This window comes from Streptomyces sp. NPDC048389 (genome assembly GCF_040706335.1).
Lineage (GTDB): Bacteria > Actinomycetota > Actinomycetes > Streptomycetales > Streptomycetaceae > Streptomyces.
Genome location: NZ_JBEZKP010000036.1, coordinates 25,884 through 52,868, shown reverse-complemented (window position 1 = coordinate 52,868; position 26,985 = coordinate 25,884). Strand labels below are relative to the sequence as shown.

28 protein-coding genes are annotated in these 26,985 nt (G+C 71.3%); 13 read left to right on the top strand and 15 right to left on the bottom strand.

The window, feature by feature from the left end; translation table 11 throughout:
- Positions 1–48: 48 nt before the first annotated feature.
- Both fabI and fabG read right to left on the bottom strand, forming a co-directional pair.
- Positions 49–816: an enoyl-ACP reductase FabI gene (gene fabI / locus AB0903_RS23120; protein WP_366705647.1), complete on the bottom strand. Its 768-nt coding sequence runs from the start codon at positions 814–816 to the stop codon at positions 49–51.
- A 5-nt stretch (positions 817–821) separates the two neighbouring features.
- A complete protein-coding gene (gene fabG, locus AB0903_RS23115) occupies positions 822–1,541 on the bottom strand; it encodes a 3-oxoacyl-[acyl-carrier-protein] reductase (RefSeq protein WP_366705645.1) in 720 nt (239 codons plus the stop codon).
- Positions 1,542–2,103: 562 nt separating this feature from the next.
- On the opposite strand from fabG, the gene AB0903_RS23110 reads away from it, so the two are divergent.
- From AB0903_RS23110 to tyrS, 3 genes are all read left to right on the top strand, one after another.
- Positions 2,104–3,627, top strand: a complete 1,524-nt coding sequence (locus AB0903_RS23110) for a TldD/PmbA family protein (RefSeq protein WP_366705643.1) — start codon at positions 2,104–2,106, stop codon at positions 3,625–3,627.
- The gene (locus AB0903_RS23105) at positions 3,624–5,018 is read left to right on the top strand and encodes a metallopeptidase TldD-related protein (protein WP_366705641.1); all 1,395 of its coding nucleotides are present in this window, start codon (positions 3,624–3,626) and stop codon (positions 5,016–5,018) included. Before AB0903_RS23110 ends, AB0903_RS23105 begins: the two co-directional genes overlap by 4 nt.
- An 81-nt stretch (positions 5,019–5,099) precedes the next feature.
- Complete coding sequence (gene tyrS / locus AB0903_RS23100; protein WP_366705639.1) at positions 5,100–6,368, top strand: tyrosine--tRNA ligase; 1,269 nt, start codon at positions 5,100–5,102, stop codon at positions 6,366–6,368.
- Between the two features lie 57 nt (positions 6,369–6,425).
- On the opposite strand, the gene AB0903_RS23095 is transcribed toward tyrS, so the two are convergent.
- Positions 6,426–6,704, bottom strand: coding sequence for a GlsB/YeaQ/YmgE family stress response membrane protein (locus tag AB0903_RS23095; protein ID WP_366705638.1), 279 nt, complete (start codon positions 6,702–6,704; stop codon positions 6,426–6,428).
- A gap of 228 nt (positions 6,705–6,932) precedes the next feature.
- On the opposite strand from AB0903_RS23095, the gene AB0903_RS23090 reads away from it, so the two are divergent.
- On the top strand, positions 6,933–7,322 hold the full coding sequence (locus AB0903_RS23090; RefSeq protein ID WP_366705636.1) for a DUF3099 domain-containing protein: 390 nt from the start codon (positions 6,933–6,935) through the stop codon (positions 7,320–7,322).
- 189 nt (positions 7,323–7,511) lie between these two features.
- Entirely contained in the window at positions 7,512–7,760 is a 249-nt protein-coding gene (locus AB0903_RS23085) for a hypothetical protein (RefSeq protein ID WP_366705634.1), read from the top strand.
- Here the strand turns inward: AB0903_RS23085 and moaA are convergent.
- The 3 genes from moaA to AB0903_RS23070 all read right to left on the bottom strand — a co-directional run bounded on the left by moaA (position 7,743) and on the right by AB0903_RS23070 (position 10,884).
- Positions 7,743–8,732: a GTP 3',8-cyclase MoaA gene (gene moaA / locus AB0903_RS23080; protein ID WP_366705632.1), complete on the bottom strand. Its 990-nt coding sequence runs from the start codon at positions 8,730–8,732 to the stop codon at positions 7,743–7,745. The two genes, AB0903_RS23085 and moaA, sit on opposite strands and share 18 nt — an antisense overlap.
- Before the next feature lie 149 nt (positions 8,733–8,881).
- Positions 8,882–10,519: a cation acetate symporter gene (locus AB0903_RS23075; protein ID WP_366705630.1), complete on the bottom strand. Its 1,638-nt coding sequence runs from the start codon at positions 10,517–10,519 to the stop codon at positions 8,882–8,884.
- Positions 10,516–10,884: a DUF485 domain-containing protein gene (locus tag AB0903_RS23070; protein WP_366705628.1), complete on the bottom strand. Its 369-nt coding sequence runs from the start codon at positions 10,882–10,884 to the stop codon at positions 10,516–10,518. Before AB0903_RS23070 ends, AB0903_RS23075 begins: the two co-directional genes overlap by 4 nt.
- A gap of 265 nt (positions 10,885–11,149) precedes the next feature.
- Between AB0903_RS23070 and AB0903_RS23065 the strand changes: the two genes are divergently transcribed.
- A complete protein-coding gene (locus tag AB0903_RS23065) occupies positions 11,150–12,679 on the top strand; it encodes a S8 family serine peptidase (protein WP_366705626.1) in 1,530 nt (509 codons plus the stop codon).
- Positions 12,680–12,778: 99 nt separating this feature from the next.
- Positions 12,779–14,182, top strand: a complete 1,404-nt coding sequence (locus tag AB0903_RS23060; RefSeq protein WP_366705624.1) for a CoA transferase — start codon at positions 12,779–12,781, stop codon at positions 14,180–14,182.
- Positions 14,183–14,575: 393 nt separating this feature from the next.
- Here the strand turns inward: AB0903_RS23060 and AB0903_RS23055 are convergent, their stop codons facing one another.
- Entirely contained in the window at positions 14,576–15,301 is a 726-nt protein-coding gene (locus tag AB0903_RS23055; RefSeq protein WP_366705622.1) for a VIT family protein, read from the bottom strand.
- 109 nt (positions 15,302–15,410) lie between these two features.
- Between AB0903_RS23055 and AB0903_RS23050 the strand changes: the two genes are divergently transcribed.
- The 5 genes from AB0903_RS23050 to AB0903_RS23030 all read left to right on the top strand — a co-directional run bounded on the left by AB0903_RS23050 (position 15,411) and on the right by AB0903_RS23030 (position 20,184).
- Complete coding sequence (locus tag AB0903_RS23050) at positions 15,411–16,412, top strand: DEDDh family exonuclease (protein WP_366705620.1); 1,002 nt, start codon at positions 15,411–15,413, stop codon at positions 16,410–16,412.
- 63 nt (positions 16,413–16,475) lie between these two features.
- Positions 16,476–16,709, top strand: coding sequence for a hypothetical protein (locus AB0903_RS23045; protein ID WP_100106509.1), 234 nt, complete (start codon positions 16,476–16,478; stop codon positions 16,707–16,709).
- Between the two features lie 84 nt (positions 16,710–16,793).
- On the top strand, positions 16,794–17,579 hold the full coding sequence (locus tag AB0903_RS23040; RefSeq protein WP_366705618.1) for an SURF1 family protein: 786 nt from the start codon (positions 16,794–16,796) through the stop codon (positions 17,577–17,579).
- Between the two features lie 51 nt (positions 17,580–17,630).
- Positions 17,631–19,424: a glycoside hydrolase family 15 protein gene (locus tag AB0903_RS23035; RefSeq protein WP_366705616.1), complete on the top strand. Its 1,794-nt coding sequence runs from the start codon at positions 17,631–17,633 to the stop codon at positions 19,422–19,424.
- Between the two features lie 4 nt (positions 19,425–19,428).
- Positions 19,429–20,184: an SDR family oxidoreductase gene (locus AB0903_RS23030; RefSeq protein ID WP_366705614.1), complete on the top strand. Its 756-nt coding sequence runs from the start codon at positions 19,429–19,431 to the stop codon at positions 20,182–20,184.
- A 21-nt stretch (positions 20,185–20,205) separates the two neighbouring features.
- On the opposite strand, the gene amaP is transcribed toward AB0903_RS23030, so the two are convergent.
- The 5 genes from amaP to AB0903_RS23005 all read right to left on the bottom strand — a co-directional run bounded on the left by amaP (position 20,206) and on the right by AB0903_RS23005 (position 22,602).
- Positions 20,206–20,799 (bottom strand): alkaline shock response membrane anchor protein AmaP, encoded by a 594-nt coding sequence (amaP, locus tag AB0903_RS23025; RefSeq protein ID WP_366705612.1) that lies wholly within the window; start codon positions 20,797–20,799, stop codon positions 20,206–20,208.
- Positions 20,799–21,404, bottom strand: a complete 606-nt coding sequence (locus AB0903_RS23020) for a DUF6286 domain-containing protein (protein ID WP_366705690.1) — start codon at positions 21,402–21,404, stop codon at positions 20,799–20,801. The genes amaP and AB0903_RS23020 overlap by 1 nt, the downstream gene beginning before the upstream one ends.
- Positions 21,405–21,505: 101 nt before the next feature.
- Positions 21,506–21,853 (bottom strand): hypothetical protein, encoded by a 348-nt coding sequence (locus tag AB0903_RS23015; RefSeq protein WP_366705610.1) that lies wholly within the window; start codon positions 21,851–21,853, stop codon positions 21,506–21,508.
- A gap of 48 nt (positions 21,854–21,901) precedes the next feature.
- The gene (locus tag AB0903_RS23010; RefSeq protein ID WP_366705608.1) at positions 21,902–22,093 is read right to left on the bottom strand and encodes a hypothetical protein; all 192 of its coding nucleotides are present in this window, start codon (positions 22,091–22,093) and stop codon (positions 21,902–21,904) included.
- Positions 22,094–22,104: 11 nt separating this feature from the next.
- On the bottom strand, positions 22,105–22,602 hold the full coding sequence (locus AB0903_RS23005; protein ID WP_366705606.1) for an Asp23/Gls24 family envelope stress response protein: 498 nt from the start codon (positions 22,600–22,602) through the stop codon (positions 22,105–22,107).
- Between the two features lie 92 nt (positions 22,603–22,694).
- On the opposite strand from AB0903_RS23005, the gene AB0903_RS23000 reads away from it, so the two are divergent.
- A complete protein-coding gene (locus tag AB0903_RS23000; protein WP_366705604.1) occupies positions 22,695–23,366 on the top strand; it encodes a hypothetical protein in 672 nt (223 codons plus the stop codon).
- Positions 23,367–23,763: 397 nt separating this feature from the next.
- On the opposite strand, the gene AB0903_RS22995 is transcribed toward AB0903_RS23000, so the two are convergent.
- From AB0903_RS22995 to AB0903_RS22985, 3 genes are all read right to left on the bottom strand, one after another.
- Entirely contained in the window at positions 23,764–24,555 is a 792-nt protein-coding gene (locus AB0903_RS22995) for an enoyl-CoA hydratase/isomerase family protein (RefSeq protein WP_366705602.1), read from the bottom strand.
- A 153-nt stretch (positions 24,556–24,708) separates the two neighbouring features.
- A complete protein-coding gene (locus tag AB0903_RS22990) occupies positions 24,709–24,930 on the bottom strand; it encodes a helix-turn-helix domain-containing protein (protein WP_005319113.1) in 222 nt (73 codons plus the stop codon).
- Between the two features lie 385 nt (positions 24,931–25,315).
- Positions 25,316–26,914: an ABC-F family ATP-binding cassette domain-containing protein gene (locus AB0903_RS22985; protein WP_366705600.1), complete on the bottom strand. Its 1,599-nt coding sequence runs from the start codon at positions 26,912–26,914 to the stop codon at positions 25,316–25,318.
- Between the last annotated feature and the right edge of the window lie 71 nt (positions 26,915–26,985).

Here is a 26,985-nt window from a genome sequence, read left to right as displayed (position 1 = left end):
ACCGCACGAAGCGGTCGACGGAGCGTCCCCGGTGTGCGTTCGTGCTGGTCAGGCGCCCATGATGTGGACGCCGCCGTCGACGTGGACGATCTCGCCGGTGGTCTTCGGGAAGAAGTCCGACAGCAGCGCGACGACGCCGCGGCCGGCCGGCTCCGGGTCCGCCATGTCCCACTCGAGCGGGGAACGCTCGTCCCACACCTTGGCGAGATCGGAGAAGCCGGGGATGGACTTGGCGGCCATCGAGCCGAGCGGACCGGCCGAGATCAGGTTGCAGCGGACGTTCTGCTTGCCGAGGTCACGGGCGAGGTAGCGGCTGGTGGCCTCGAGCGCGGCCTTCGCCGGGCCCATCCAGTCGTACTGCGGCCAGGCGAACTGCGCGTCGAACGTCAGACCCACCACCGAGCCGCCGTTCTGCATCAGCGGCAGGCACGCCGTGGTCAGCGACTTCAGCGAGAACGCCGAGACGTGCATCGCGGTCGCCACCGACTCGAAGGGCGTGTGGAGGAAGTTGCCGCCGAGGGCGTCCTGCGGGGCGAAGCCGATGGAGTGGACGACGCCGTCCAGACCGCCGAGCTCCGCGCGCACCAGCTCCTCGACGCGGGCGAGGTGCTCGTCGTTGGTGACGTCGAGTTCGATGACCTTCGCGGGCCTGGGGAGCTTTCTGGCGATGCGCTCGGTCAGGGTGGGCCGCGGGAAGGCGGTCAGGATGATCTCCGCGCCCTGCTCCTGGGCCACCTTCGCGGTGTGGAAGGCGATGGAGGACTCCATCAGCACACCGGTGATCAGGACGCGCTTGCCCTCGAGGATTCCACTCATGTCGTTCAGTGACCCATGCCCAATCCGCCGTCAACGGGGATGACGGCTCCAGTGATGTACGAGGCGTCGTCGGAGGCGAGGAAGCGCACGGCGGCGGCGATCTCCTCCGGCTTCGCGTACCGGCCGAGCGGCACCTGCGAGACGATGCCCGCCCGCTGCTCGTCGGTGAGTGTCTGCGTCATGTCGGTGTCGACGAAACCGGGTGCGACGACGTTGAAGGTGATGTTCCGCGAGCCGAGTTCACGCGCCAGGGAGCGGGCGAAGCCCACGAGGCCGGCCTTGGAGGCGGCGTAGTTGGCCTGCCCCGCCGAGCCCAGCAGCCCGACGACGGAGGAGATCAGTACGACGCGGCCCTTCTTGGCGCGCAGCATGCCGCGGTTGGCGCGCTTGACGACACGGAAGGTGCCGGTGAGGTTGGTGTCGAGGACGGAGGTGAAGTCGTCCTCCGACATCCGCATCAGCAGCTGGTCCTTGGTGATGCCGGCGTTGGCGACCAGCACCTCCACGTTGCCGTGCTTCTCCTCGATCTCTTTGTATGCCTGCTCCACCTGCTCGGTGTCGGTGATGTCGCACCGGACGGGCAGGCAGCCGGCCTCGACGAGCTCGGCGGGCGGCTCGCCGGAGCGGTAGGTGATGGCGACCTTGTCGCCGTTCTCGGCGAAAGCGCGGGCGATGCCGAGGCCGATGCCCCGGTTTCCTCCGGTGACGAGAACCGAGCGGCTCAACGGATCACCCTTTCACTAGCTGTTCCGCAGCGCCTGAAGGCCAGGCGGCTACCCGGAAAACCTATCGGTCCGTCCGACCGCACGAGGAATCGGTCCCTGACAGCCCCGCGATGCGGTCCCTGTCGGGTCCCTACAGAAACCAGCGCTGTGATCCGGCCCTCAGCCGGCCGTGCCGGCGCGAACGCGCGATCCCGGCCTCCCGTGCGGCGTCGAGCATCCGCTCGTCGTGGGTGACCAGGCAGTCGAGGGCGTCCCCCGCGGTCGGCGCCCCGGCCGCGTGAACGGCGTCCAGCGAGCGCAGCGAGGCCGGTACCGGGTGACCGGGTCCCGACCTCCTCGTGAGCAGGATGTCGTCACCATGTCGAGAACACTGCGGCCGATCTCCGCCACGTGTCGTGAGCGACCGGCGAACGGAACAGCCGAACGCCCCGAACCGTGCCGCTTTCCGGGAATGGCCGGCACGCGTGACCACGCCGTCAGCAATCGCCGGACACGGTGCCCCCGCTCCGTGATTCACTGCGTGCCGTAACGATTCCGGTCAGTGCCTGGAGGAACATCAGCCGTGCCCCACGACATCGATCAGACGTTCACCGCGCTGCCGCTGCGGGCACTCGCCGACGCGGCACTCGCCCGGGCCCGCGCGCTCGGCGCCGAGCATGCCGACTTCCGGCTGGAGCGGGTGCGCAGCGCGGCCTGGCGGCTGCGGGACGCCAGGCCCGCCGGTTCCTCCGACACGACCGCCCTCGGGTATGCGGTGCGCGTCGTGCACGGCGGCGCGTGGGGATTCGCGTCCGGGGTGGATCTGACCATGGACGCCGCGGCCCGCGTCGCGGGCCAGGCGGTCGCCATGGCGAAGCTGTCGGCGAAGGTGATCGCGGCGGCGGGCAGCGACGAGCGGGTCGAACTCGCGGACGAGCCGGTGCACTCCGAGAAGACCTGGGTCTCGTCGTACGGGATCGACCCCTTCGAGGTGTCCGACGAGGACAAGACCGCGCTGCTCGCCGACTTCAGCGACCGGCTGCTCCGGGCGGACGGCGTGGCACACGTGGACGCGTCGCTGCTCACCGTTCACGAGAACAAGTTCTACGCGGACACCGCGGGCACGGTCACGACGCAGCAGCGCGTACGACTGCATCCGCAGCTCACCGCGGTCGCCGTGGACGACACGAGCGGCGAGTTCGACTCGATGCGCACGATCGCGCCGCCGGTCGGCCGCGGTTGGGAGTATCTGACCGGCACGGGCTGGGACTGGGACTCGGAGCTGGAGCAGATCCCCGCGCTGCTCGCGGAGAAGATGCGCGCCCCGAGCGTGGAGGCGGGCAGGTACGACCTGGTGGTCGACCCGTCGAACCTGTGGCTGACGATCCACGAGTCGATCGGCCACGCCACCGAACTCGACCGGGCCCTCGGCTACGAGGCGGCGTACGCGGGGACGTCGTTCGCGACCTTCGACCAGCTGGGGAAGCTGGCGTACGGATCGTCGGTGATGAACGTGACCGGTGACCGCACGGCCGAGCACGGGCTGGCGACGATCGGCTACGACGACGAGGGAGTCGAGGCGCAGAGCTGGGACCTGGTCAAGGACGGCACGCTGGTCGGGTACCAGCTGGACCGGCGAACCGCGAAACTGACGGGCCTCGGCCGCTCCAACGGCTGCGCCTACGCCGACTCCCCCGCGCATGTGCCGGTGCAGCGGATGGCGAACGTGTCGCTGCGGCCGGATCCGGGCGGGCTGTCGACGGAGGACCTGATCGGCGGCGTCGAGCGCGGGATCTACGTGGTCGGCGACCGCTCCTGGTCGATCGACATGCAGCGGTACAACTTCCAGTTCACCGGACAGCGGTTCTTCCGTATCGAGAACGGCCGGCTGGCGGGTCAGTTGCGGGACGTGGCGTACCAGGCGACGACGACCGAGTTCTGGGGCTCGATGGAGCAGGTCGGCGGCCCGCAGACCTATGTGCTCGGCGGCGCCTTCAACTGCGGTAAGGCCCAGCCGGGCCAGGTCGCCGCGGTCTCGCACGGCTGCCCTGCCGCCCTCTTCCGGGGCGTCGGCATTCTCAACACCACTCAGGAGGCCGGTCGATGAGCCCTCGGACCAGCAAGCCGCACGAGATCGTCGAGCGGGCGCTCGAACTGTCCACCGCCGACGGCTGTGTCGTCATCGCCGACGAGGAGTCCTCCGTCAATCTGCGCTGGGCGGGCAACGCGCTGACGACCAACGGCGTCACCCGGGGCCGCACGCTGACCGTGATCGCCACCGTCGACGGCGCCGAGGGCACCTCTTCGGGTGTGGTGTCCCGTTCCGCGGTGACCGCGGGCGATCTCGAACCGCTGGTGCGGGCCGCGGAGGCCGCCGCCCGCGGCGCCGGGCCCGCGGAGGACGCCATGCCGCTGGTCACGGGGGGCGAGGCGTCGGCCGGCTTCACGGACGCGCCCGCCGAGACGACCTCCGCCGTGTTCGCGGACTTCGCCCCGGCGCTCGGCGAGGCGTTCGCCCGGGCCCGGGCGGGCGGCCGTGAGCTGTACGGCTTCGCCAACCACGAGATGACCTCCACGTACATCGGCACCTCCACGGGCCTGCGGCTGCGGCACGACCAGCCGAACGGCACCCTCGAGGTGAACGCCAAGTCGCCGGACCGTGCGCGCTCCGCGTGGGCGGGCCGTTCTACGCGGGACTTCACGGACGTGGACCCGGCCGCGATGGACGCCGAGCTGGCGCAGCGCCTGGGCTGGGCGGAGCGCCGGATCGAGCTGCCCGCCGGCCGGTACGAGACGCTGCTGCCGCCGACCGCGGTGGCCGACCTGCTGGTGTACCAGATGTGGTCGTCGGCGGCCCGGGACGCGGCGGAGGGCCGTACGGTCTTCTCCCGGCCGGGCGGCGGGACCCGCATCGGCGAGAAGCTGTCCCCGCTGCCGCTGACGCTGCGCAGCGACCCGCACGAGCCGGGCCTCGAGTCGGCACCGTTCGTGATCGCGCACTCCTCCGGCGACGACGCCTCGGTCTTCGACAACGGCCTGCCGATCACGGCGACGGAGTGGGTGCGCGACGGAAGGCTCGAGCATCTGGTCACCACCCGGCACACCGCGGGTCTGACCGGCCTGCCGGTGGCACCGGGAGCGGGGAACCTGATCCTGGACGGCGGTGGTGAGCGCTCGCTGGAGGAGATGGTGTCCACGACGGGCCGCGGGCTGCTGCTGACCTGTCTCTGGTACATCCGCGAGGTCGACCCGGCGACGCTGCTGCTGACCGGTCTGACCAGGGACGGCGTCTATCTCGTGGAGAACGGCGAGGTGGTCGGCGAGGTGAACAACTTCCGCTTCAACGAGTCGCCCGTCGATCTGCTGTCCCGGGCGTCGGAGGCGGGGCGCACTGAGAGGACGCTGCCGCGTGAGTGGGGGGACTGGTTCACCAGGGCCGCGATGCCCGCGGTGCGGGTCCCGGATTTCAACATGAGTTCGGTCAGCCGGGGCGTATAACCTCGTAGACGTTCAACGGCACGTGCGATGGCACGTGCCACGACCCGTTCAGTGGCACTTTCCCAAGGAGACGCGAGACCCGTGACGGACATCGTCGACGAGCTGAAGTGGCGTGGGCTGATCGCCCAGTCCACTGACGAGGACGCATTGCGCAAGGCGCTCGCGGACGGTCCCGTCACCTTCTATTGCGGCTTCGACCCGACGGCGGCCAGCCTGCACGTGGGGCATCTGGTGCAGGTGCTGACCGTCCGCCGCCTCCAGCTGGCCGGGCACCGGCCGCTGGCGCTGGTGGGCGGGGCGACGGGCCAGATCGGTGACCCGCGGCCGACGGCCGAGCGGACGCTGAACGACCCGGAGACGATCGCGCTGTGGGTGGCCCGGCTGCGTTCGCAGATCGAGCCGTACCTGTCCTTCGAGGGCGGCAACGCGGCGGTCATGGTCAACAACCTGGACTGGACCGCGGGCATGTCCGCGATCGAGTTCTTGCGGGACATCGGCAAGCACTTCCGCGTGAACAAGATGCTCACCAAGGACTCGGTCGCCCGGCGCCTGGAGTCGGAGCAGGGCATCAGCTACACGGAATTCAGCTACCAGCTGCTGCAGGGCATGGACTTCCTGGAGCTGTACCGGCGGTACGGCTGCACCTTGCAGCAGGGCGGCAGCGACCAGTGGGGCAACCTGACCGCGGGCCTGGACCTGATCCACCGCCTGGAGCCCGACGCGGAGGTGCACGCGCTGGCCACGCCGCTGATGACCAAGGCGGACGGCACCAAGTTCGGCAAGTCGGAGACGGGCACGCTGTGGCTTGACCCGGAGATGACCACGCCGTACGCGTTCTACCAGTTCTGGCTGAACACGGACGACCGGGACATCTCGCGCTACCTGCGCATCCTCAGCTTCAGGAGCCGTGAGGAGCTCGAGGAGCTGGAGAAGCAGACCGCGGAGCGTCCGCAGGCCCGCGCCGCCCAGCGTGCGCTGGCCGAGGAGCTGACGACGCTGGTCCACGGCGCCGACCAGTGCGCCGCGGTGATCAACGCGTCGAAGGCCCTGTTCGGCCAGGGCGAGCTGGGCGACCTGGACGAGGCGACACTGCGCGCGGCCCTGTCCGAGCTGCCGCACGCCCGGGTCGGCGAGCTGCTGCCGGTGGTCGACCTGCTCGCCGAGGTCGGTCTGGCACCGAGCAAGTCCGCCGCCCGCCGCACGGTGAAGGAGGGCGGCGCCTACGTGAACAACGTGAAGGTGACCGCCGAGGACGCCGTGGTGACCGGTGACGAGTTGCTGCACGGCCGCTGGCTGGTGCTGCGCCGGGGCAAGAAGAACCTGGCGGCGGTCGAGGTCGCGGCCGGCTGATCGGGACGGCGGGGAGGCCGGGCGGGGCGATCCCGCCCCACCCGGCCTCCCCGTCTGTCAGGCGGTGCGGCGTTTCTTTCCGCGCATGGAGGTGTACGCCATGTCGCCCAGGAAGACGATGACGATGGCCGCCCCCAGCTGCAGCGCGTGCCTGCCCCAGTCGATACCGGGTGTCGCCGCGATGCCGAATCCACGCGCCACGGCGTTGCCGATGACGGCGCCGATGATGCCGAAGATGGTGGTCAGCCAGAGGGGGCTGTGCTGTTTGCCCGGAATGATCGCTTTCGCGAGCAGGCCCAGCACGAACCCCACGATGATCGCCCACAACCAGCCCATGGCTGCCTCCTTGTACGGCCTCTGCGTGAGCAGTTACGCCGCCAGTCTCGGCCCACCCGCCGTACAGCGCATGTCGGGGAGGACCATACGCATCACGGCGCAGACCGAGCACGCACACGTGGGGGCGCCCCGCTCTCGAAGGCGGCGCAGGGCGGGCGTACCGTGGAGACGACCGGTACAGGGAATGCCCGGGTTCGTCCCGCGCGGGAATCGGGTGGTGGAGACGCGATGCGGAAGCACGGCGGAGCAGAGGTCTTCCGGATCACGGGGGCACGGCAGAGCCTCGCCGACGACGTCCGCGGCAGACAGCGCCGCTATGTGATCTCGATGTCGGTACGGACCCTTTCCGTGGTCCTCGCGGCGGTCCTGTGGAACGTGGAGCGCCATGTGGCCGTGGTGGCGCTGGTCCTCGGCGTACTGCTCCCCTACATCTCCGTCGTCATCGCCAACGCGGGACGGGAGAACGCCCCTTCGCTGCCGTCGACGTTCGTCCCGGCGCCGGTGCGACCGGCACTCGATGCGGCTCCGAAACCGGACGCAGCGGAATCCGGGCCGGGGGCGTTCGGCCCGACGACGGAGGCCGCCTCGGGCGACCGTCCGGCGTCCGGGCCGAGCTGACGGCGGCGCCGCCGGCGGCGGTTCGAAGCTCAGGAAAACCTCAGATCAATCATGAAGTTCCGGTGCACCGCACCCTGTTGCCCGTGACATACTGCCTACGCGCTCCGCATCCCCCGTCGGAGCGACGGACCGACGCCGGGCAGCTCCCCCCGTGGCTGCTCGGCGTCGCCATGCTGGGACAATGATCCCGTGAATCATCCGGTGAGTGACGAGACCCCCATCTGCTCGGCCAAGGGCTGCCGTACCGGCGCCGTGTGGGTCCTCGCCTGGAACAATCCGAAGCTGCACACACCCGACCGCCGCAAGACGTGGCTGGCGTGTGACGAACACCGTGAGCACCTGTCCCGGTTCCTCGGGGTGCGCGGTTTCCTCAAGGACGTCGTGACGCTGGAGCAGTGGGAGCGCGGCACGGGAGCCGGGTCAGCCGCCGATGGCTGACATGGGCCTCTCCGGCTGAAGGAACGACGGGTCGTCGAGACCGGATCCGGCCTTCTTCCCCCACATCGCCAGCCGCCAGACGCGCGCGATCTCCTCGTCGGGCGCCCCGGAGCGCAGGGCGGCCCGAAGATCCGTCTCCTCGGTGGCGAAGAGGCAGGTGCGCACCTGGCCGTCGGCGGTGAGCCGGGTGCGGTCGCAGGCACGGCAGAACGGCCGGGTCACGGAGGCGATGACGCCGACCCGGTGCGGCCCGCCGTCGACGACCCACCGCTCCGCGGGCGCGGAGCCTCGTGCGGCGTCGCCCTCCGGAGTGAGGTCGAAGCGGGTGCGCAGCGACGCCAGGATGTCACCTGCGGTGATCATGCCGTCGCGCTTCCAGCCGTGCTGGGCGTCGAGCGGCATCTGTTCGATGAAGCGGAGCTCGTAGTCGTGCTCCACGGCCCAGGCGAGCAGGTCGGGGGCCTCGTCGTCGTTGAGCCCGGGCATCAGGACGGTGTTGACCTTGACGGGGGCGAGGCCGGCGGCACGGGCCGCTTCGAGGCCGTGCAGCACGTCGTGGTGGCGGTCGCGGCGGGTGAGGGTCTTGAAGACGTCGGGCCGCAGGGTGTCCAGCGACACGTTGACCCGGTCGAGGCCGGCGGCCTTCAGGGCCTCTGCGGTGCGCCCCAGGCCGATGCCGTTGGTGGTGAGGGACATCTTCGGGCGCGGTTCGAGGGCGGCGCAGCGCTCGACGACACCGACGAGGCCGGGCCGCAGCAGCGGCTCTCCGCCGGTGAAGCGGACCTCTTCGATGCCGAGGTCGGTGACGGCGATACGGATCAGGCGGACTATTTCGTCGTCGGTGAGCAGATCGGGCTTGGCCAGCCACTGCAGGCCCTCTTCCGGCATGCAGTACGTGCACCGCAGATTGCACCGATCGGTCAGTGAAACGCGCAGGTCAGTGGCCACTCGGCCGTATGTGTCGATGAGCACTGTGGGCCCCCTCCCTTTTCGCGGATCCGACGCGTTCGAGCCTACGCGAGTGCACCGACAACACCAGGGGCCGTTTGCCACGAGCTACGGCGCGGCCGCGTCGTAGGACCCTACGACGCGGCCGCTGACGTGCGTGTGTCGTTTTCCTCTCAGTGGGCGCCGATGCCGGTGAGGGACTTGACCTCAAGCTCGGCGTACTTGCCCTCGTCGGGCTTCTCCTTGGTGAGGACCGAGCCGAGCCAGCCGAGCAGGAATCCCAGCGGGATGGAGATCAGGCCCGGGTTGGACAGCGGGAACCAGGCGAAGTCGACGCCCGGGAACATCGACGACGGCTTGCCGGAGACCACCGGCGAGAAGAGCACCAGCACGACGGAAGAGGCGAGACCTCCGTAGATGGACCACAGGGCGCCCTGAGTGGTGAACTTCTTCCAGAACAGGCTGTAGAGGATCGTGGGCAGGTTGGCGGAGGCGGCGACCGCGAAGGCGAGGGCGACGAGGCCGGCCACGTTCAGGTCGCGGGCGAGTGCGCCGAGGGCGATGGAGACGATGCCGATGAAGACGGTCGCCCAGCGGGCGGCGCGGACCTCCTCCTTCTCCGTGGCCTGTCCCCTGCGGATCACGTTGGCGTAGATGTCGTGCGCGAACGACGACGAGGAGGCCAGCGTGAGCCCGGCGACGACGGCGAGGATGGTGGCGAAGGCGACGGCCGAGATCACGGACAGCAGGATCGCGCCCCAGGTGGAGTCGACGCCTCCGATGTGCAGGGCGAGGAGCGGGGCGGCGGTGTTGCCGGCCGGGTTGGACGCCTTGATCTCGGCGGGCCCGACGATGGCGGCGGCGCCGAAGCCGAGCGCGATCGTCATGAGGTAGAAGCCGCCGATGATGCCGATGGCCCAGTTGACCGACTTACGGGCTGCCTGGGCGGTGGGCACGGTGTAGAAGCGGATCAGGATGTGCGGGAGCCCGGCGGTGCCGAGGACGAGCGCGATGCCGAGCGAGATGAAGTCCAGCTTGGTCATGCCGTCGACGCCGTACCTGAGGCCGGGCTCCAGGAAGGCGTCGGGGTTGCCCTGCTGTCCCGTCTCGCTCTTCGCGGCGGCCTCGCCGAGGAGGTCGGAGAGGTTGAAGTTGAACTTCCACAGCACCAGGAAGGTGATCAGCAGCGTGCCCGCGATGAGCAGCACGGCCTTGATCATCTGCACCCATGTGGTGCCCTTCATGCCGCCGATGGTCACATAGACGATCATCAGCAGGCCGACGAGGGCGACGATCGCGATCTTGCCGCCGTCGCTGGTGATGCCGAGCAGCAGCGAGACGAGGATGCCCGCGCCCGCCATCTGCGCGAGCAGGTAGAAGATCGACACGACGATGGTCGAGGCGCCCGCGGCGGTACGCACCGGGCGCTGGCGCATCCGGTAGGCGAGGACGTCGCCCATCGTGTAGCGGCCGGAGTTGCGCAGCGGCTCGGCGACGAGCAGCAGGGCGACGAGCCAGGCGACCAGGAAGCCGATCGAGTAGAGGAAGCCGTCGTATCCGTAGAGGGCGATGGCACCGGCGATACCGAGGAACGAAGCTGCCGACATGTAGTCGCCGGAGATGGCGAGGCCGTTCTGGAAGCCGGTGAACTGGCGGCCGCCGGCGTAGAAGTCGGCGGCGTCCTTGGTCTGCCGGCCGGCCCGGACGGTGATGAACAGCGTCGCGATGACGAACGCCGCGAAGAGCGAGATGATCAGCGGCCGGTGCTCGGACGTCGCGTTCGAGGCCGCGAGGTGCAGGACGGGGCTCATGCGTCGGCCTCCATACGGGACTTGATCGCCTCGGCCTTGGGGTCGAGCTTCGCTGCGGCGTGCCGTGAGTAGAACCAGGCGATGAGGAAGGTGGTCGCGAACTGGGCGAGGCCGAAGACGAGGGCCACGTTGATGTTGCCGAAGAGCTTCGTGCCCATGAAGCCGCCGGCGTAGCTGGAGAGCAGCACGTACAGCAGGTACCAGGCGATGAAGGCGACGGTCAGCGGAAAGGCGAAGGAACGGTAAGTGCGGCGCAGTTCGCCGAATTCCGTACTCTGCTGCATCCGCGTGAACGACTCGGTGGTGGGCTGGGCCGGACCGGTGGTCCTGGCGGACTCGGGGGGCGGCGGTGCATCGGTGGTCACGGAATCTCCTCGCGACGCGGGTGCGGTGGGGACGGACTGGGGGATGTCGCTGGCAGGGGCGGTGCGATGTTGCTCCACTCCCTGACAACGTCACGGCGCCCGCCGCGAACCGGTTCACCGTCGGCCATTTTCTTCCGTGCTTCCAGGCTTCCTTTCGGCGAACTCATTGAAGACGGACCTTGATCAGCGATAGCTTCGCTCGTCATGTACCCGCCCATTCGCACAGGGGTGTCTGGGCGGTCGTCACGGATGATGTGGAGAACCCATGGCTCATCTGGGATCCAGACGGCGCCGCGCACTCGCGCTGCCCGCCGGTCTGGCGCTCACGGCCTCGCTCGGCTTCCTGCCCGCGGGGGCCGCTACGGCGGCGCCGGTCGACGACGTACCCGCGGCGGTCCAGGCGGACGGACCGAAGCTCAGCTACGTCGTGAACGTGAAGGGCGGACACGGCACCGCCAAGTCGGTCAAGAAGGCCATAGCCAAGGCCGGCGGAACGGTGGTGATCGCCTACGACCGGATAGGTGTCATCGTCGTCCACTCGCAGAACCCGGACTTCGCCACCACGATCCGCGGTGTGCGGGGTGTGCAGTCGGCCGGTGCCACGCGCACGGCGCCGCTGGCGCCGTCGGCCGACCTGGCCATCGACTCGGAGCGTCCGCTCACGGCCGCGGAGGCGAAGTCCGCCGCCGCCGTCGCGGACTTCGACCAGGACCCGCTGGAGCCTCTTCAGTGGTCCCTGCCGGCCATCAAGGCCGACAGGGCTCATGAGAAGACCCTCGGCAGCGACAAGGTCACCGTCGCGGTCATCGACACGGGTGTCGACGACACCCACCCGGACCTCGCGCCGAACTTCGACCGTGCCGCGTCCGTCAGCTGCGTGGGCGGCGTGCCGAACACGGCGGACGGCGCCTGGCGTCCGGGCCCGCAGGAGTCCGACCACGGCACCCACGTCGCGGGCACGATCGCCGCTGCCAAGAACGGTGTCGGTGTCACCGGTGTCGCGCCCGGCGTGAAGGTCTCCGGCATCAAGGTCTCGCAGCCCGACGGCTTCTTCTACACCGAGGCCGTCGTGTGCGGCTTCGTGTGGGCCGCGGAACACGGCGTGGATGTGACCAACAACAGCTACTACACCGACCCGTGGCTGTTCAACTGCAAGAACGACGCGGACCAGAAGGCACTCGTCGAGGCCGTCTCCCGCGCCACCCGCTACGCGGAGCGCAAGGGCGCGGTCAACGTCGCCGCGGCCGGCAACTCCCGTATGGACCTTGCCGCCGACGAGCTGACCGACACGTCGAGCCCGAACGACAGCACGCCGGGTGAGCGCGTCATCAACCCGCGCGAGTGCCTCGACATACCCACCCAGATCCCGGGTGTCGTCACGGTGTCCGCGCTGGGTGCGAAGAACCTCAAAGCCTCGTACTCCAACTACGGTCACGGTGTGGTCGACATCTCCGCGCCGGGTGGTGACGCGACGCGCTACCAGGCTCCGGAGGGCCCGGCCATCGACGGCCGGATCCTGTCGACGGTGCCCGGCGGGTACGGCTACAAGGCCGGCACGTCGATGGCCTCCCCGCATGTCGCGGGTGTGGCCGCGCTGATCAAGTCGAAGCACCCGTACGCCCCGCCGGCCATGGTCAAGGGCCTGCTGTACGCGGAGGCGGACGACACCGCGTGCACCAACCCGTACGACATCAACGGTGACGGCACCGTCGACGCGGTGTGCGAGGGCAGCACGTGGAAGAACGGCTTCTACGGCACGGGCGTCGCGGACGCCCTGGACGCGGTCCGCTGGTAACGGCCGCCGGCCGGCAGCAGTCCCCGGCGTGAAACGGGCCCGGTGCGCGATCCGCACCGGGCCCGTCCTCGTCGTGGCACCCGGTGCCATAGTGACCGTATGACCTACTCCTCCTCGGACTCCCCCGCGAGCGGTACCGCTCAGGCGTGGGCGGCGCTGGGTGGCGACCCCGCGCTGCTCGACCGAGTCGCCCACCGGGGCGGCGGCTCGCTGCCGGCCCGGCTGCCCGTCATGGAACTGGCGCGTGCCACGGTCGCGGTCTGCTCACTCGCCGCCGCCGAACTCACCGCTCGCCGGGGCGACGGCGTCGTCCCGGCCGTACGGGTCGACGACGGGGCGGTCACGACGGCGTTCAGGAGCGACCGGCTGGTGCGGGTGGACGGCGTGGCGCCGACCACGTTCGCACCGCTCTCCCGGTTCTGGCGCACCGCGGACGGCTGGGTGCGTACGCACGCCAACTACCCCCACCACCGTGCCCGGTTGCTGAACGCGCTGTCCCTGCCGCCGGACGCCGGGGTCGAGGCCGCCGCCGAGACGATCGGGGCGTGCCGCGCGCTGGACGTGGAGGAGAACGTGTACGCGGCGGGCGGCCTGGCCGTCGCCGTACGCGACCGGGACACCTGGGCGCGGCACCCGCAGGGCGCGGCCGCCGCCGGACGTCCGCTGCTGAGCGTGGAACGGCTCGGCGACGACGGACCGGCCCGTACGGCGCACGGCCCGGCGTCGCCACCCTGCGCGGGACTGCGGGTGCTCGATCTGACACGGGTACTGGCCGGCCCGATCGCCACGCGGACGCTCGCGCTGCTGGGGGCCGATGTACTGCGGGTCGACGCACCGCACCTGCCGGAGAGTCAGGACGTTCACAGCGACACCGGTTCGGGCAAGCGGTCCACGCTGCTCGACCTGACGACGGCCGGGGACCGGAAGACGTTCGAGGAACTCCTGGCCCTGGCCGACGTGGTGGTCACCGGCTACCGTCCGGGCGCCCTCGACCGTTTCGGTCTTTCCCCCGAGGCACTGGCCGAGCGCCGTCCCGGCCTGGTCGTGGCACGGCTCTCGGCATGGGGCCGGTACGGGCCCTGGGCCGCTCGTCGCGGCTTCGACAGCCTGGTCCAGGCGGCGACGGGCATCGCCGTGACCGAGGGCGAGGACGACGGCCCGGGCGCACTGCCCACCCAGGCCCTCGACCACGGCACCGGATACCTGCTCGCCGCCGGCGTACTGCGCGCGCTGACCGGACAGCACGACGCAGGCGGGACACGGCTGGTGGAGACGGCTCTCACACAGACGGCGTCCTGGCTGACCGGAAGCCTGGTGAAGCAACCGGACACCCGGTCCCCGGCGTACGACGCCGAACGGTGGCTCACCGAGTGCGACAGCCCCGTGGGCCGCCTGCGCCATGCCCTGCCCGCGGTCGGCTACGAGGGCGGGCCTGCCGACTGGGCGCGCCCGGCGGGGATGTGGGGTACGGACACACCGAGCTGGCCGGGCGCCACGGCGTGAGATCACCCTGCGCCCGGCGCGCTCCGCCCGCGGCGTGAAAGCACCTCTTCGCGCGGCGCGCTCCGCCCGCGGTATGAGAGCGACGTGCGCCCGGCGCGCCCGGTCCACGGCCCGCAGTGGCCGTCCGGGGTGGCGCGATACGCCTGACGGCGCCACGGGCACAGGCCCATGACCGGCGGGGAGTCGATCGCGGACCGTACGATCCGGCGGCCGGGGGTCGTTCACGGGGAGGAGCCGCATTGCGGGGCCGGAAGCCGTCGTCTCACGGCGGGCCGGCACAGTGGCCGTGTCCGCCGTCAAGTCACTGATCGCCGCCCGTCCGTGAACGGGCCGCGTGCCGGGCCGCAGGGCCGCGCCGCTGCCCCGGCCGAACCCGGTCCCCCTGACGCGGCCTCACACCCCCGCCGCGCCCAGAGCCGAACCCACCGCGTACGTCACCGCCATGGCGAGCGCCCCGCCGGCCACGTTGCGCAGCACCGCGGGCCGCGCCGCGGCCGCGCCGAGCCGGGCGCTCCACCAGCCGGTGAGCGCGAGCGCGAGAAGCACCGAGACGACGGTGACGTAGAGACGGGCCGGGGCCGGGGGCAGCACGATCGCCAGCAGCGGCAGGAGCGCGCCGGTTGTGAACGCGAGGAAGCTGGCACCCGCCGCCTGCCAGGGGGAGGTCAGTTCGTCGGGGTCGATACCCAGCTCCACGCCCGCGTGGGCGCGCAGTGCGTCCCGTGCGGTGAGCTGGAGGGCGGCCTCCCTGGCCACCTCCTCCGACAGACCCCGGCCCGCCAGCATCCGGGTCAGCTCTTCCAGCTCGGCCTCCGGCTGTTCCCTCAGCTCGCGCCTCTCCACCGCCAGGGCTGCCATCTCGGAGTCGCGCTGGGTGGAGACGGAGACGTACTCGCCGACCGCCATCGACATCGAACCGGCGAGCAGCCCGGCGAGCCCGGCGGTGAGCAGCACGCCTCGCGAGTCCGTCGCACCGGCCACCCCCACCACGATGCCCGCGGTGGAGACGATGCCGTCGTTCGCTCCGAGGACGGCGGCGCGCAGCCAGTTGAGACGGGCGCTCAGGCCACCGCCCGCGTGGGGTTCGTCGTGTCTACCGCCGCCGGTCGTTTCACTCATCCGGGGAGCCTTTCACGCAAGGGAGTTGGGGACGGCGTGCCACGCCCCGTCCTTCGGTGGACCGGGGGTGGGCAAGGGCTGTCGGTCCCGGCCCGTATTCTCTGTGACCATGCTCGACGACCGTACGACCGTAAGCCCGACGTGGCCGGCCGCATACCCGCAGAGGTACGCGGCCGTCGACGTGGAGACGACCGGACTCGCCAGGGACGACCGGATAGTGTCGGCTGCCGTCTACCACCTCGACATGCACGGCGACGTCGAGGACCACTGGTACACGCTCGTCAATCCGGAGCGGGACCCCGGACCGGTGCGGATCCACGGGCTGACGAGCGATGTGCTGGAGGGCGCGCCGCTGTTCGGCGACATCGCCGGTGAGCTGTCCGCGCGGCTCGCCGGCCGGGTCCTGGTCGCGCACAACGCCGCGTTCGACTGGTCCATGATCGCCAGGGAGTACGCGCGTACGCGCGGCGCGGCGCCGACCCGGCAGCGGCTGTGCACCATCGCGCTCGCCAAGGAGCTGCGGCTGCCGCTGCCCAACCACAAGCTCGAGTCGCTCGCCGCGCACTACGGGGTGGTCCAGCAGCGGGCGCACCATGCGCTGGACGACGCCCGCGTGCTCGCGGAGGCGTTCCGGCCGAGCCTGCACACCGCGGCCCGCGACGGTGTGCGGCTGCCGCTGCTCGAGTGCCGGCCGCTGACGGAGTGGTCGGACGCCCCCGCCACCCCACGCGTCGGCTACCAGTCGTCGTACGGGCACAGCGGCTGGCGCCCGTCGCGCAAGCGGCCGCCGTGCCCGTTCCCCAACCCGGGCCGGTACGAGCCGGGCGGGCAGCTCGTGCAGGGCATGCGGGTCGCCTTCTCCGGGGACACGTCGGTGGAGCGCGAACTGCTCGAGGACCGGGCGGTCGAGGCGGGGCTGCATGTCGCGACGAGCGTGTCCCGGCTGACGAGTCTGCTGGTGACCAACGACCCCGGAGCGTCGACGTCCAAGACCGTGAAGGCGGCGTCGTACGGCACACCCGTCGTCGACGAGGGCGCCTTCACCCAACTGCTGCGGGACGTGGCCCCCGCGGCGGGACCGCCGGCCGGAGGGGCACCCGCATCGGAGTGAACCCGGCGCGACTCGCCCGCCGGCCGCTCGCCCGGGGCGGCGAAGCGTTTCACCCTGTGGCGCATGGCACGTTGCGAGGTTTGCGGAAACGACTACGGCATGTCCTTCGAGGTGCACGCGCAGGGCGCGGTGCACGTCTTCGACTGCTTCTCCTGCGCCATCCACCGCATGGCGCCCATCTGTGAGCACTGCCGGGTGCAGATCATCGGCCAGGGCGTCGAGGTCGAGGGCCACTGGTACTGCGGCGCCCACTGCGCCCGCGCCGAGGGGAGGGCCGGGATCGTGGACCGGGTGTGACCTGCGTCCCGGGCCCGTCGTCCGGCGGACCTGGGCGGGGACCCACCGTCCGGGACCCTGCGCGGAGCAGGTACGGTCGAAGCCGTGTACCGCTTCCTGTTGTCCCGTCAGTGGGTGATCCTCACCCTCATCGGCCTCGTGCTCGTTCCCGCGATGATCGAGCTGGGCTTCTGGCAGCTGCACCGACACGAGCGCAGGGTCGCGCAGAACGCCGTCATCGAGCGGAACCTCGACGCGAAGCCGGTGCCGATGAGCGAGCTCACCTCACCCGGCCACACGGTCCCGCGCTCCGACTACTGGCGGCAGACCACCGCGACCGGCACCTTCGACACCGCTCATGAAGTGGTCGTCCGCCGCCGCACCAACGCCGACGACCGCGTCGGCTTCCACGTACTGACCCCGCTGGTGCTCGCCGACGGTCGCGCCGTCCTCGTCAACCGCGGCTGGGTCCCGGCAGCGGCGGACCAGAAGGCGTTCCCCGAGGTGCCGCCCGCACCCGGGGGCACCGTGACGGTCACCGGCAGGCTCAAGGCCGACGAGACGACCGACGCCAGCGGCATCAAGGACCTGAAGGGGCTGCCGCCCCGCCAGGTGATGCTGATCAACAGCGCGCAGCAGAGCCGGCTGCTGGACCGGCAGGTGCTCGGCGGCTACCTCGAGCAGTCGGGCCCGGAGCCCGCGAGCGGCAGCCCCGAGCTGATCCCGGAGCCGGACCACGACTCCATCGGCGCCCATATGGCTTACGCCGTCCAGTGGTGGCTGTTCGCCGCGGCGGTGCCCGTCGGGTGGGTGATTCTGGTACGCCGCGAGAAGCACGACCGCGCGGCGGCGCAGAGCGGCTCGCCCGAGCCTGCCCCGACGGCTGCTTAGCCTGCCCCGACGGCTGCTTAGCCCTCGCCCGTCGCGGGAACACGCCTGGGCGTGACCCAACACACCCAGCGTATCGAGGACTACGCCCTCATCGGCGATCTGCAGACGGCCGCCCTGGTCGGCAGGGACGGCTCCATCGACTGGTTGTGCCTGCCCCGGTTCGACTCCGCGGCCTGTTTCGCCGCCCTCCTCGGCGACGAGGAGAACGGCCACTGGCGGATCGCGCCCGAGGGCGCGGGCACCTGTACCCGCCGGCGCTATGTCGGCGCGTCACTGGTGCTGGAGTCGGTGTGGGAGACACGCACCGGGACGGTCAGGGTCCTCGACTTCATGCCGCAACGGGACGATGCGCCCGACGTCGTGCGCATCGTGGAGGGCCTCAGTGGCAGTGTCGACATGCGGGGCACTCTCCGGCTGCGATTCGACTACGGCTCCGTCGTGCCTTGGGTGCGGCGCACCGACGGACACCGGATCGCGATCGCGGGACCCGACTCGGTGTGGCTGCGCAGCGAACCGCCGGTCAAAACGTGGGGGCAGCAGTACAGCACCCGCTCGTCGTTCACCGTCGGCGAGGGCGACTCGGTGGCGTTCGTCCTCACCTGGCATCCCTCGCACAAGCCGCGGCCCGATCTCGTCGACCCCCACGAGTCGCTGAAGCACTGCCTGCAGGACTGGGAGACATGGTCGTCGAAGTGCCGGTACCAGGGCCCCTACCGGGACGCCGTCCTGCGGTCCCTGATCACCCTCAAGGCACTGACGTACGCCCCCACCGGCGGTATCGTCGCCGCGCCCACCACCTCGCTGCCCGAGGACATCGGCGGCGTCCGGAACTGGGACTACCGCTTCTGTTGGCTGCGCGACTCCACCCTGACGCTGAGCGCGCTGGTCTCCGCCGGATATCTCGACGAGGCCGCGGCCTGGCGGGACTGGCTGCTGCGCGCGGTCGCCGGCGACCCCGCCGACCTCCAGATCATGTACGGGCTCGGCGGTGAGCGGCGCCTGGCCGAACTGGAACTGAGCTGGCTCGCCGGCTATGCCGGTTCGGTACCGGTCCGCGTCGGCAACGAAGCCGCGTCCCAGCTCCAGCTCGACGTGTACGGGGAGGTCATCGACTCCCTCTTCCTCGCACGGCAGGCGGGGCTCGCGCCGGAGCACCACGCCTGGAACATCCAGCTGACCCTCTTGGGCTTCCTCGAGGCCAAGTGGCGCGAACCGGACGAGGGCCTGTGGGAGGTCCGCGGCCCGCGCCGGCACTTCGTGCACTCCAAGGTCATGGCCTGGGTCGCGGCGGACCGTGCCGTACGCACCCTCGAGTCCGATCCGTCGCTGCACGGCGACGCGGCACGCTGGCGGGCGATGCGGGACGAGGTGCACCGCGACGTGTGCGAGAAGGGCTTCGACCCGGTGCGCGGCACCTTCACCCAGTCGTACGGCTCCAGGGAGCTCGACGCCGCCGTCCTGCTCATCCCCCGCGTCGGATTCCTGCCGCCCGACGACCCCCGGGTGGTCGGCACCGTCGACGCGATCTGGCGCGAACTCGGCAGCGGCCCCCTCGTGCGCCGCTACACCGCGGACGCCACCCACGTCGACGGGCTGCCGGGCCACGAGGGCGCGTTCCTCGTCTGCTCCTTCTGGCTGGCCGACGCACTGCGGATGACCGGCCGCGAGAACGAGGCCCGCGAACTGTTCGAACGGCTGCTGGGCCTGTGCAACGACGTGGGCCTCCTCTCCGAGGAGTACGACCCCTCGTCCGGCCGATACCTCGGCAACTTCCCCCAGGCGTTCAGCCACATCGGCCTGGTCACCACGGCCCTCGCGCTCACCGGGCAGGAAACGGCAGGATAGGGCCATGGATCTTGGACTGAAGGACCGTGTCCACATCGTCACCGGCGCCTCGCGCGGCCTGGGCAACGCCGCGGCGCGATGGCTCGTCGCGGACGGCGCGAAGGTCGTCATCACGGGGCGGGACGAGAAGACCGTCAAGGACGCGGCAGCCGAACTCGGCGCGGGTGCGGTGGGCGTGGCCGTCGACAACGCCGACCCGTCGGGCGCGGAGCGCCTCGTCGCCGCCGCCCGTGCCCACTTCGGGCGCCTCGACGGCATCCTCATCAGCGTCGGCGGGCCGGCGCCCGGCTTCGTCGCGGACAACTCGGACGAGCAGTGGGCCGCCGCCTTCCAGTCGGTCTTCCTCGGCGCGGTACGACTCGCCCGCACGGCCGCGGCGGAGCTGGGCGACGGCGGCGTCATCGGCTTCGTCCTCTCCGGGTCCGTCCACGAGCCCATCCCCGGCCTGACCATCTCCAACGGCCTGCGCCCCGGCCTCGCCGGCTTCGCCAAGTCCCTCGCGAACGAGCTGGGGCCGCGGGGCATCCGGGTGGTCGGCCTGCTGCCCTCTCGTATCGACACGGACCGCGTCCGCGAGCTCGACGCCCTCTCGGGCGACGCGGAGGCGGCACGCACGGCGAACGAGGCGGGCATCCCGCTGCGGCGTTACGGCACGCCCGACGAGTTCGGCCGGGCAGCGGCGTTCCTGCTGTCGCCGGCGGCGTCCTATCTGACGGGCATCATGCTCCCGGTCGACGGCGGCGCGCGCCACGGCTTCTGACGGCGGGCGGGTGTCGTGCCGTCACGACACCCGCCGCTCCCGATGCCTCGCCACCCCCATCCGCACCTCCGTCGGCAGCACCTCCAGCCCGGCCGAGTCCCGCGCGTGCGCCACCGCCTCGTCGGCCAGACGCTCCAGCGTCCCGGCCGGTTCCGCGTCGGGTTCCAGCTGGAGCACCACCCGCGCCCGCGGCGCGTTGCGCCGACCCGTCAGTACGACGGACGCGCGGGACACGCCCTCCAAGGACGCCGCCTCGTCCTCCAGGGCGCCTTCCAGTGCCCGCCCACGCAGCAACGCGCCTTCGCCGTCGCCGCTCTCCACGAGTACCTCCGCCAGCCGTGCGCGCCGGAACTGGGCGAGGAACCACCACAGAGCGAGGAGCACGAGCAGGGCGAGGAACGCGATGACGACCGGCCACCACCAGCCCTCGTCCCGCCAGCGCGTCCGGTCGGCGTCGCTCAGCAGCACGTCGTGCCGTCCGTCGTAGGGCCACCAGGAGGGGACGGAGAGACCGGCGCCCGCCGCGAGGACCGCGCCTCCGGCGCAGAACAGCACCAGCCCGGCGAGGCCGAGGAGCACACGGTTGACGGCTCGAAGCTTCTCGTGCACGGTCATCACCTCTTTCTCGCCGGCGGCCTGCCCACATGCACGGCCAGGGCCGGTGCGTGCGCGAGGCCGAGTTCCTTCAGCCCCGCACCGAGCGCCGCGTCCAGGTCTGCGCGTACGGCGTCGAGGTCGCGGAAGTGGGCCCGTGCCCGGACCGACGCCCTGGAACGGCCCATCCTCACGCGGACGGTCTGGACCCCGGGGACCTCCATGGCCCTGTCGCGCAGCACGAGGGCCGCGGCGTCCCGGTGGAGACCGGCCCGCAGATGGGCGCGGTCCCGCCGCATCGGCAGCAGCGACCGCAGGCCCGGTGTCACGGCCAGGACGACGAGCCAGAGGCCGATGAGCATCACGGCGCCGGCCGCGGCGAGAACCGCGATCTCGTTGAGCCGCCATTCGGCGAGGTGGTCGGCCGCGGCCCGCCGCCAGGCCATCGCCGGCCGGTCGGCCCGCACGGAGGCGACGTCGTACAGCAGCAGTCCGGCGCCGCCGAGGACGACCAGGGCCAGCAGCGCGGCGGGCACACGGCGCAGCGACCAGAAGCGCCCCGTGCCACCGTCCCCGCCCTCCTCGGCCACCGGGTCGTACCCGGGCGCAGAGGCGGACTGGTCCATTTCGAGCACAGGGTGTCCGGAACCAGTGGGCCCCGCGGCCGGTTCGGCCTCCGCGGGCCGGTCAGGGCCGGGGCCCGCGGCGGCGGGCTTCTCCGGTTCGGTCATCGAATCCTCCCCTGCGCCGCACCGCGCGAGTGGGCGGAGTGCAGCCGTTCGACGTGGACCGCCACCTCAGGGACCTCCATCCCCGCCAACGCCTTCACCCGCTGGACGACTTGCCGACGCACGGCGCCGCAACGGCCTCCGATGTCGGAGGGGTAGTCGAGTTCGAGGGTGACCCGTACCCGGGCCGTGTCGTGGTGCACGACGACCGTGGCGTGCGGCGGCGCGCAGCCTTCCGGCACGCCGTGCAGCGCTTCTCGTGCCGCCTGGGCGGCGATCTTGGCGACGACACGGTCGGCAACCGTGGTCGCCCCCCGGCCGGCCGGTGCCGGCCGCCCGAGGGGCATACCTCCGAACGTGCCTGTCGCCCCCACCGGGTCCACGGCCACGGTCCGTCACCGCCGCCCGTCGCCGCGCCCGCGGCCCCGGAAGAAGTCGCCGACCTCGAGATCGCCCTCGAGGAACCGGCCGACCACGAAGCCGACCGCTCCCAGTGCCGCCACCAGCAAAAACGCACCGAACCCGCCGAAGTATCCGGCGAACCCGAGCGCCATGCCAGCCATCAGTCCGACCACCGCCATGCTCATGTTGGGCTCCTCTACTGGAGTCGCGGCTCCGGCTCTTCTTCTTCCTCATCGGGCAGTTTCACGTCTCCGACGGCGATGTTCACCTCGACGACCTCCAGTCCGGTCATCCGCTCGACGGCGGAGACGACGTTCTCGCGGACCGCACGGGCGACATCGGAGATGGAGACGCCGTAGTCGATGACGATTTCCAGGTCGAGCGCCGTCTGTACCTCGCCGACCTCGGCCTTCACTCCGCGCGTGGCATTGGACTTGCTGCTGCCGGGGCCCACCCGGTCTCGCACGGCGCCGAACGTGCGGGACAGGCCCCCGCCCATCGCGTGGACGCCGTCCACATCCCGGGCGGCGAGCCCGGCGATCTTCTCCACCACTCCGTCCGCGATGGTCGTACGGCCGCGGGAGCCTGGCTCGGGAAGCCGCTTACCGCCGGCGGGCCTCCGATTCGCGTCGCCGGAACCCGACTGCTCGCTTCCGGACGTCGCGGGGTCGCCGCGTCCAGGTGTTTCCGTCATCGCCGTAGTCCTTTCCGAGCGGTTGGTTACACCGTTGCCCACATTAGGTGCGCTTGCCCACATCCGCGCCGGGGATGCGGCAGGCTGGTGGAATGACCACTCCCGATGCGGTGCGACGGCGGTTGCGCAGGATGACGGAGCTCGGCAGGCTCCTCCCTCTGGGCGGTCCGGCGGACGGCGCCTGGCTGGCCGAGTCGGCGGCCGCCGCGGTACTCCGCGGTGCGGCGGCCTCGGTGCCCGGAGCCGCGCTGGACGAGGTGCGGCTCGCTCTGGCCGACCCCGCGGCGGCCGAGGACCCGACGACGCCTGTTCCGCCGACGGCACTGCCGCCGGGGCCGCTCCGTGTCGAGGCCGACGTGGCGGTGTGGGACCTCGACGAGCCGCTGCCGGTACTCACGGCGGCGCTGCGGACCGTGTTGTTCGACGCGGCAGTCGAGAAACTGGGTCTCCGGGTCGCGGTCGTCGATCTGCGGGTGGCCCGGCTGCTGGACGCGGTCCCGCCGGAGCACTCGGCCCCGGAGCCGCCTGCGGCCGAGTCCCCGTCGGACCAGGCGGGCACGGCCGCGGCCTCGACCCCGGGTGTGGCGCACCTGACGGCGGCGCTGGGCACGGCGGTGCACTGGGCGCCGGACCATGTCCGGGTCGAACTGGCGACGGCGGCGGGGCACCGGGCGCCGGACGTGGCGAGGGCGGTGCGGGCCGCGGTGGGTTCGGCGCTGCACGACGAGCGGGCCGTGACGGTCGTGATCACCGCAACGCACTGACCACAGCGCGGGCCTGCTCCCTCCCAGCCCTCTCCCGCAGCCGGGCTCCGCCCGGACCCGCTCACGCGGTCTGCGCCCCCACTCCCTCGCCTCGGACCTCTCCTACGGCCCCGTGTCGGCGTGAGGTGCCGGCGCCGGCGGCTGCGCATGCAACCCGTCGGCGATTGAGAATTCCGCGTGAAGCGCGGTGGCAGGGCCCGGGGCTTCGAAGCGGGGCACCGCCGCGGAGCCGGTACACCGGCAGGGAGCGAACACGGTGCCCGGGGTGAAGCCCCGGACACAGCGGCGTGCGGCGCGCAGTGAACGGACCGCGGCGGAGAGCCCCGGGAGCCGCCCCCGGCGGGCGGTAGGGCTCCCGTCCTTGCCCGGTTCCGGGAAAGGACGGGAGGGGAGAGAGTCAGTCCCCGAGGCCGGCCAGGGCCCGCAGGCGGCGTCCCTGGGCCGCCCGCTCCGCCGCCCGCTGCTCGTCGTACGAGCGGTCCGCCACCCCTCGCAGCAGCGCCTTCGTCTCGATGACCGCATCACGCGGCGCGGCGAGGAGCGCCGCCGCCAGGTCCCGTACCGCGGCGTCGAGTTCCTCCCCGGGGACGACGAGGTTGGCCAGGCCGGTGCGCTCGGCCTCCTCCGCGTGCACGAAGCGACCGGTGGCGCAGATTTCGAGCGCGCGGGCGTAGCCGACGAGTGACACCAGCGGGTGCGTGCCGGTGAGGTCGGGAACGAGGCCCAGGGCGGTCTCGCGCATGGCGAACTGCACGTCCTGCGCGACGACCCGCAGATCGCAGGCGAGGGCGAGCTGGAAGCCGGCTCCGATCGCGTGCCCTTGTACCGCCGCGATGGTGATGATGTCGTTGCGGCGCCACCAGGTGAACGCCTCCTGGAACTCGGAGATCGACGCGTCGATCTCCGAGTCGGTGCCGCGTGCCAGGTCGATGAAGGACGGCTCGCCGTCGAAGCCCTCGGGCGTGAACGCCTGCCGGTCGAGGCCGGCGGAGAAGGACTTGCCCTCACCGCGCAGCACGACGACCCGCACGCTGCCGGGCAGTGACCGTCCGGCCTGCGCCAACGCCCGCCACAGCGCGAAGTTCTGGGCGTTGCGCTTGTCCGGGTTGGTCAGGGTCACCGTGGCGACCGTGTCTTCGACGGTGAGCCGTACGCCGTCCTTGTCGAATACGGGGTCGAGCGAAGTCATGAGGCGCCTCCGGTTCGGTGCAGTCTGGCTTACCCTTCGTGTCACGAAGGGTAAGCTACTGCACAGTAACCGCCTGATCGGCCCTGGAGACCGACCAGGCGCCCACCGTGGAACCGACGGGCCGGAGAAGCAGCCTCGCAGTCGACGGGGCCGTCAGGCCGAAGCGGCCTTCTTGCCTCGCGTCGCTCCGCCGCGTCCTCGCAGGACGACTCCGGATTCACTGAGCATCCGGTGGACGAATCCGTAGGAGCGGCCGGTCTCTTCGGCCAGCGCCCGGATGCTCGCACCGGAGTCGTATTTCTTCTTCAGGTCTGCCGCGAGCTTGTCGCGCGCGGCGCCGGTAACCCGGCTGCCCTTCTTCAGAGTCTCGGCCACCCGTGCCTCCTCATGGGAAGTGCGCTCTGGAATTCCCATGATCACCCCTCCCGGGCATCCTGGCCACCCATTCGACAAGGTCAGTACGGAGCGTTTTGCCCTGCGACAGGAGACCACCACGAACGGAATGCTGCGTTCCGGTCGGGCGTATGCCCGCGCCGCGACCTGCCGACGACGGAAAGACCAGGTCAGAGCCGCCATGGAAGAGGCACCGCCGCAGCGGTCCTGGCTGCTGCGGTTCACCAGCCGCCACGCCGCGATACGAGACGCTCTCACACAGATGATGGATCACTTGTAGGCCGAATGATCCATACGGAGATCCATACGGGGGCCGCGAAGAGCGTCCGGGCGGTCGCGCACCGGTGCGGGACCGCCCTGAAGGCCGTCAGGCCAGGGCCACCAGGTCCGCGTAGTCCGCTCCCCACAGATCCTCGACACCGTCCGGGAGCAGGATGATCCGCTCCGGCTCGAGCGCCTCGACCGCTCCCTCGTCGTGCGTGACGAGAATGACCGCGCCCTTGTAGGTGCGCAGCGCCCCGAGGATCTCCTCGCGGCTGGCCGGGTCGAGGTTGTTGGTGGGCTCGTCGAGCAGCAGGACGTTGGCGGAGGAGACGACGAGGGTGGCCAGGGCGAGCCGGGTCTTCTCGCCGCCGGAGAGCACACCGGCGGGCTTGTCGACGTCGTCGCCGGAGAAGAGGAACGAACCCAGCGTCTTGCGCACCTCGACGAGATCGAGGTCCGGCGCGGAGGAGCGCATGTTCTCCAGGACCGTGCGGTCGGGGTCCAGGGTCTCGTGCTCCTGGGCGTAGTAGCCGAGCTTGAGGCCGTGCCCGGGGGCGACCCTGCCGGTGTCCGGCGTCTCCACACCCGCGAGCAGGCGCAGCAGCGTGGTCTTTCCCGCGCCGTTGAGGCCGAGGATGACGACGCGGGACCCCTTGTCGATGGCGAGGTCCACGTCGGTGAAGATCTCGAGCGACCCGTACGACTTGGACAGGCCCTCCGCGCTGAGTGGCGTCTTGCCGCAGGGCGCGGGCTCGGGGAAGCGGAGCTTGGCGACCTTGTCGGCCATGCGTACCTCCTCGAGACCGGCCAGCAGGCGCTCGGCGCGACGGGCCATGTTCTGCGCGGCGACGGTCTTGGTGGCCTTGGCGCGCATCTTGTCGGCCTGCGAGTTGAGCGCGGCGGCCTTCTTCTCGGCGTTCTGCCGTTCGCGCTTGCGCCGCTTCTCGTCCGCCTCGCGCTGCGCCTGGTAGAGCTTCCAGCCCATGTTGTAGACGTCGATCTGTGCGCGGTTGGCGTCAAGGTAGAAGACCTTGTTGACGACGGTCTCCACCAGGTCGACGTCGTGGGAGATCACGATGAAACCGCCGCGGTAGGTCTTCAGGTAGTCGCGCAGCCAGACGATGGAGTCGGCGTCGAGGTGGTTGGTGGGCTCGTCGAGCAGCAGGGTGTCGGCGTCCGAGAAGAGGATGCGGGCGAGCTCGACGCGGCGGCGCTGGCCGCCGGAGAGCGTATGGAGCGGCTGGCCGAGCACCCGGTCGGGGAGGCCGAGCGCCGCCGCGATGGTGGCGGCCTCCGCCTCCGCGGCATACCCGCCCTTGGTGAGGAACTCGGTCTCCTGGCGCTCGTACTGGCGCAGCGCCTTCTCACGGGTGGTGCCCTGGCCGGTGGCGATGCGCTCCTCGTTCTGCCGCATCTTGCGGATCAGGGTGTCGAGGCCGCGGGCGGAGAGGATCCGGTCACGCGCGAGGACGTCGAGGTCACCGGTGCGCGGGTCCTGCGGGAGGTAACCGACCTCGCCGGACCGGGTGATGGTGCCGCCGGCGGGCACGCCCTCGCCCGCGAGGCACTTGGTGAGCGTGGTCTTGCCCGCTCCGTTGCGGCCGACGAGGCCGATGCGGTCGCCCTTGGCGATGCGGAAGGAAGCGGATTCGATGAGGACGCGCGCGCCGGCGCGCAGCTCGATACCGGATGCGGTGATCACGGGGAAGACTCCAGGGCGGTATGGACGGCGGAAGGGACGGGCTGCAGACGCTTCTACGCCGTCTAATGCAC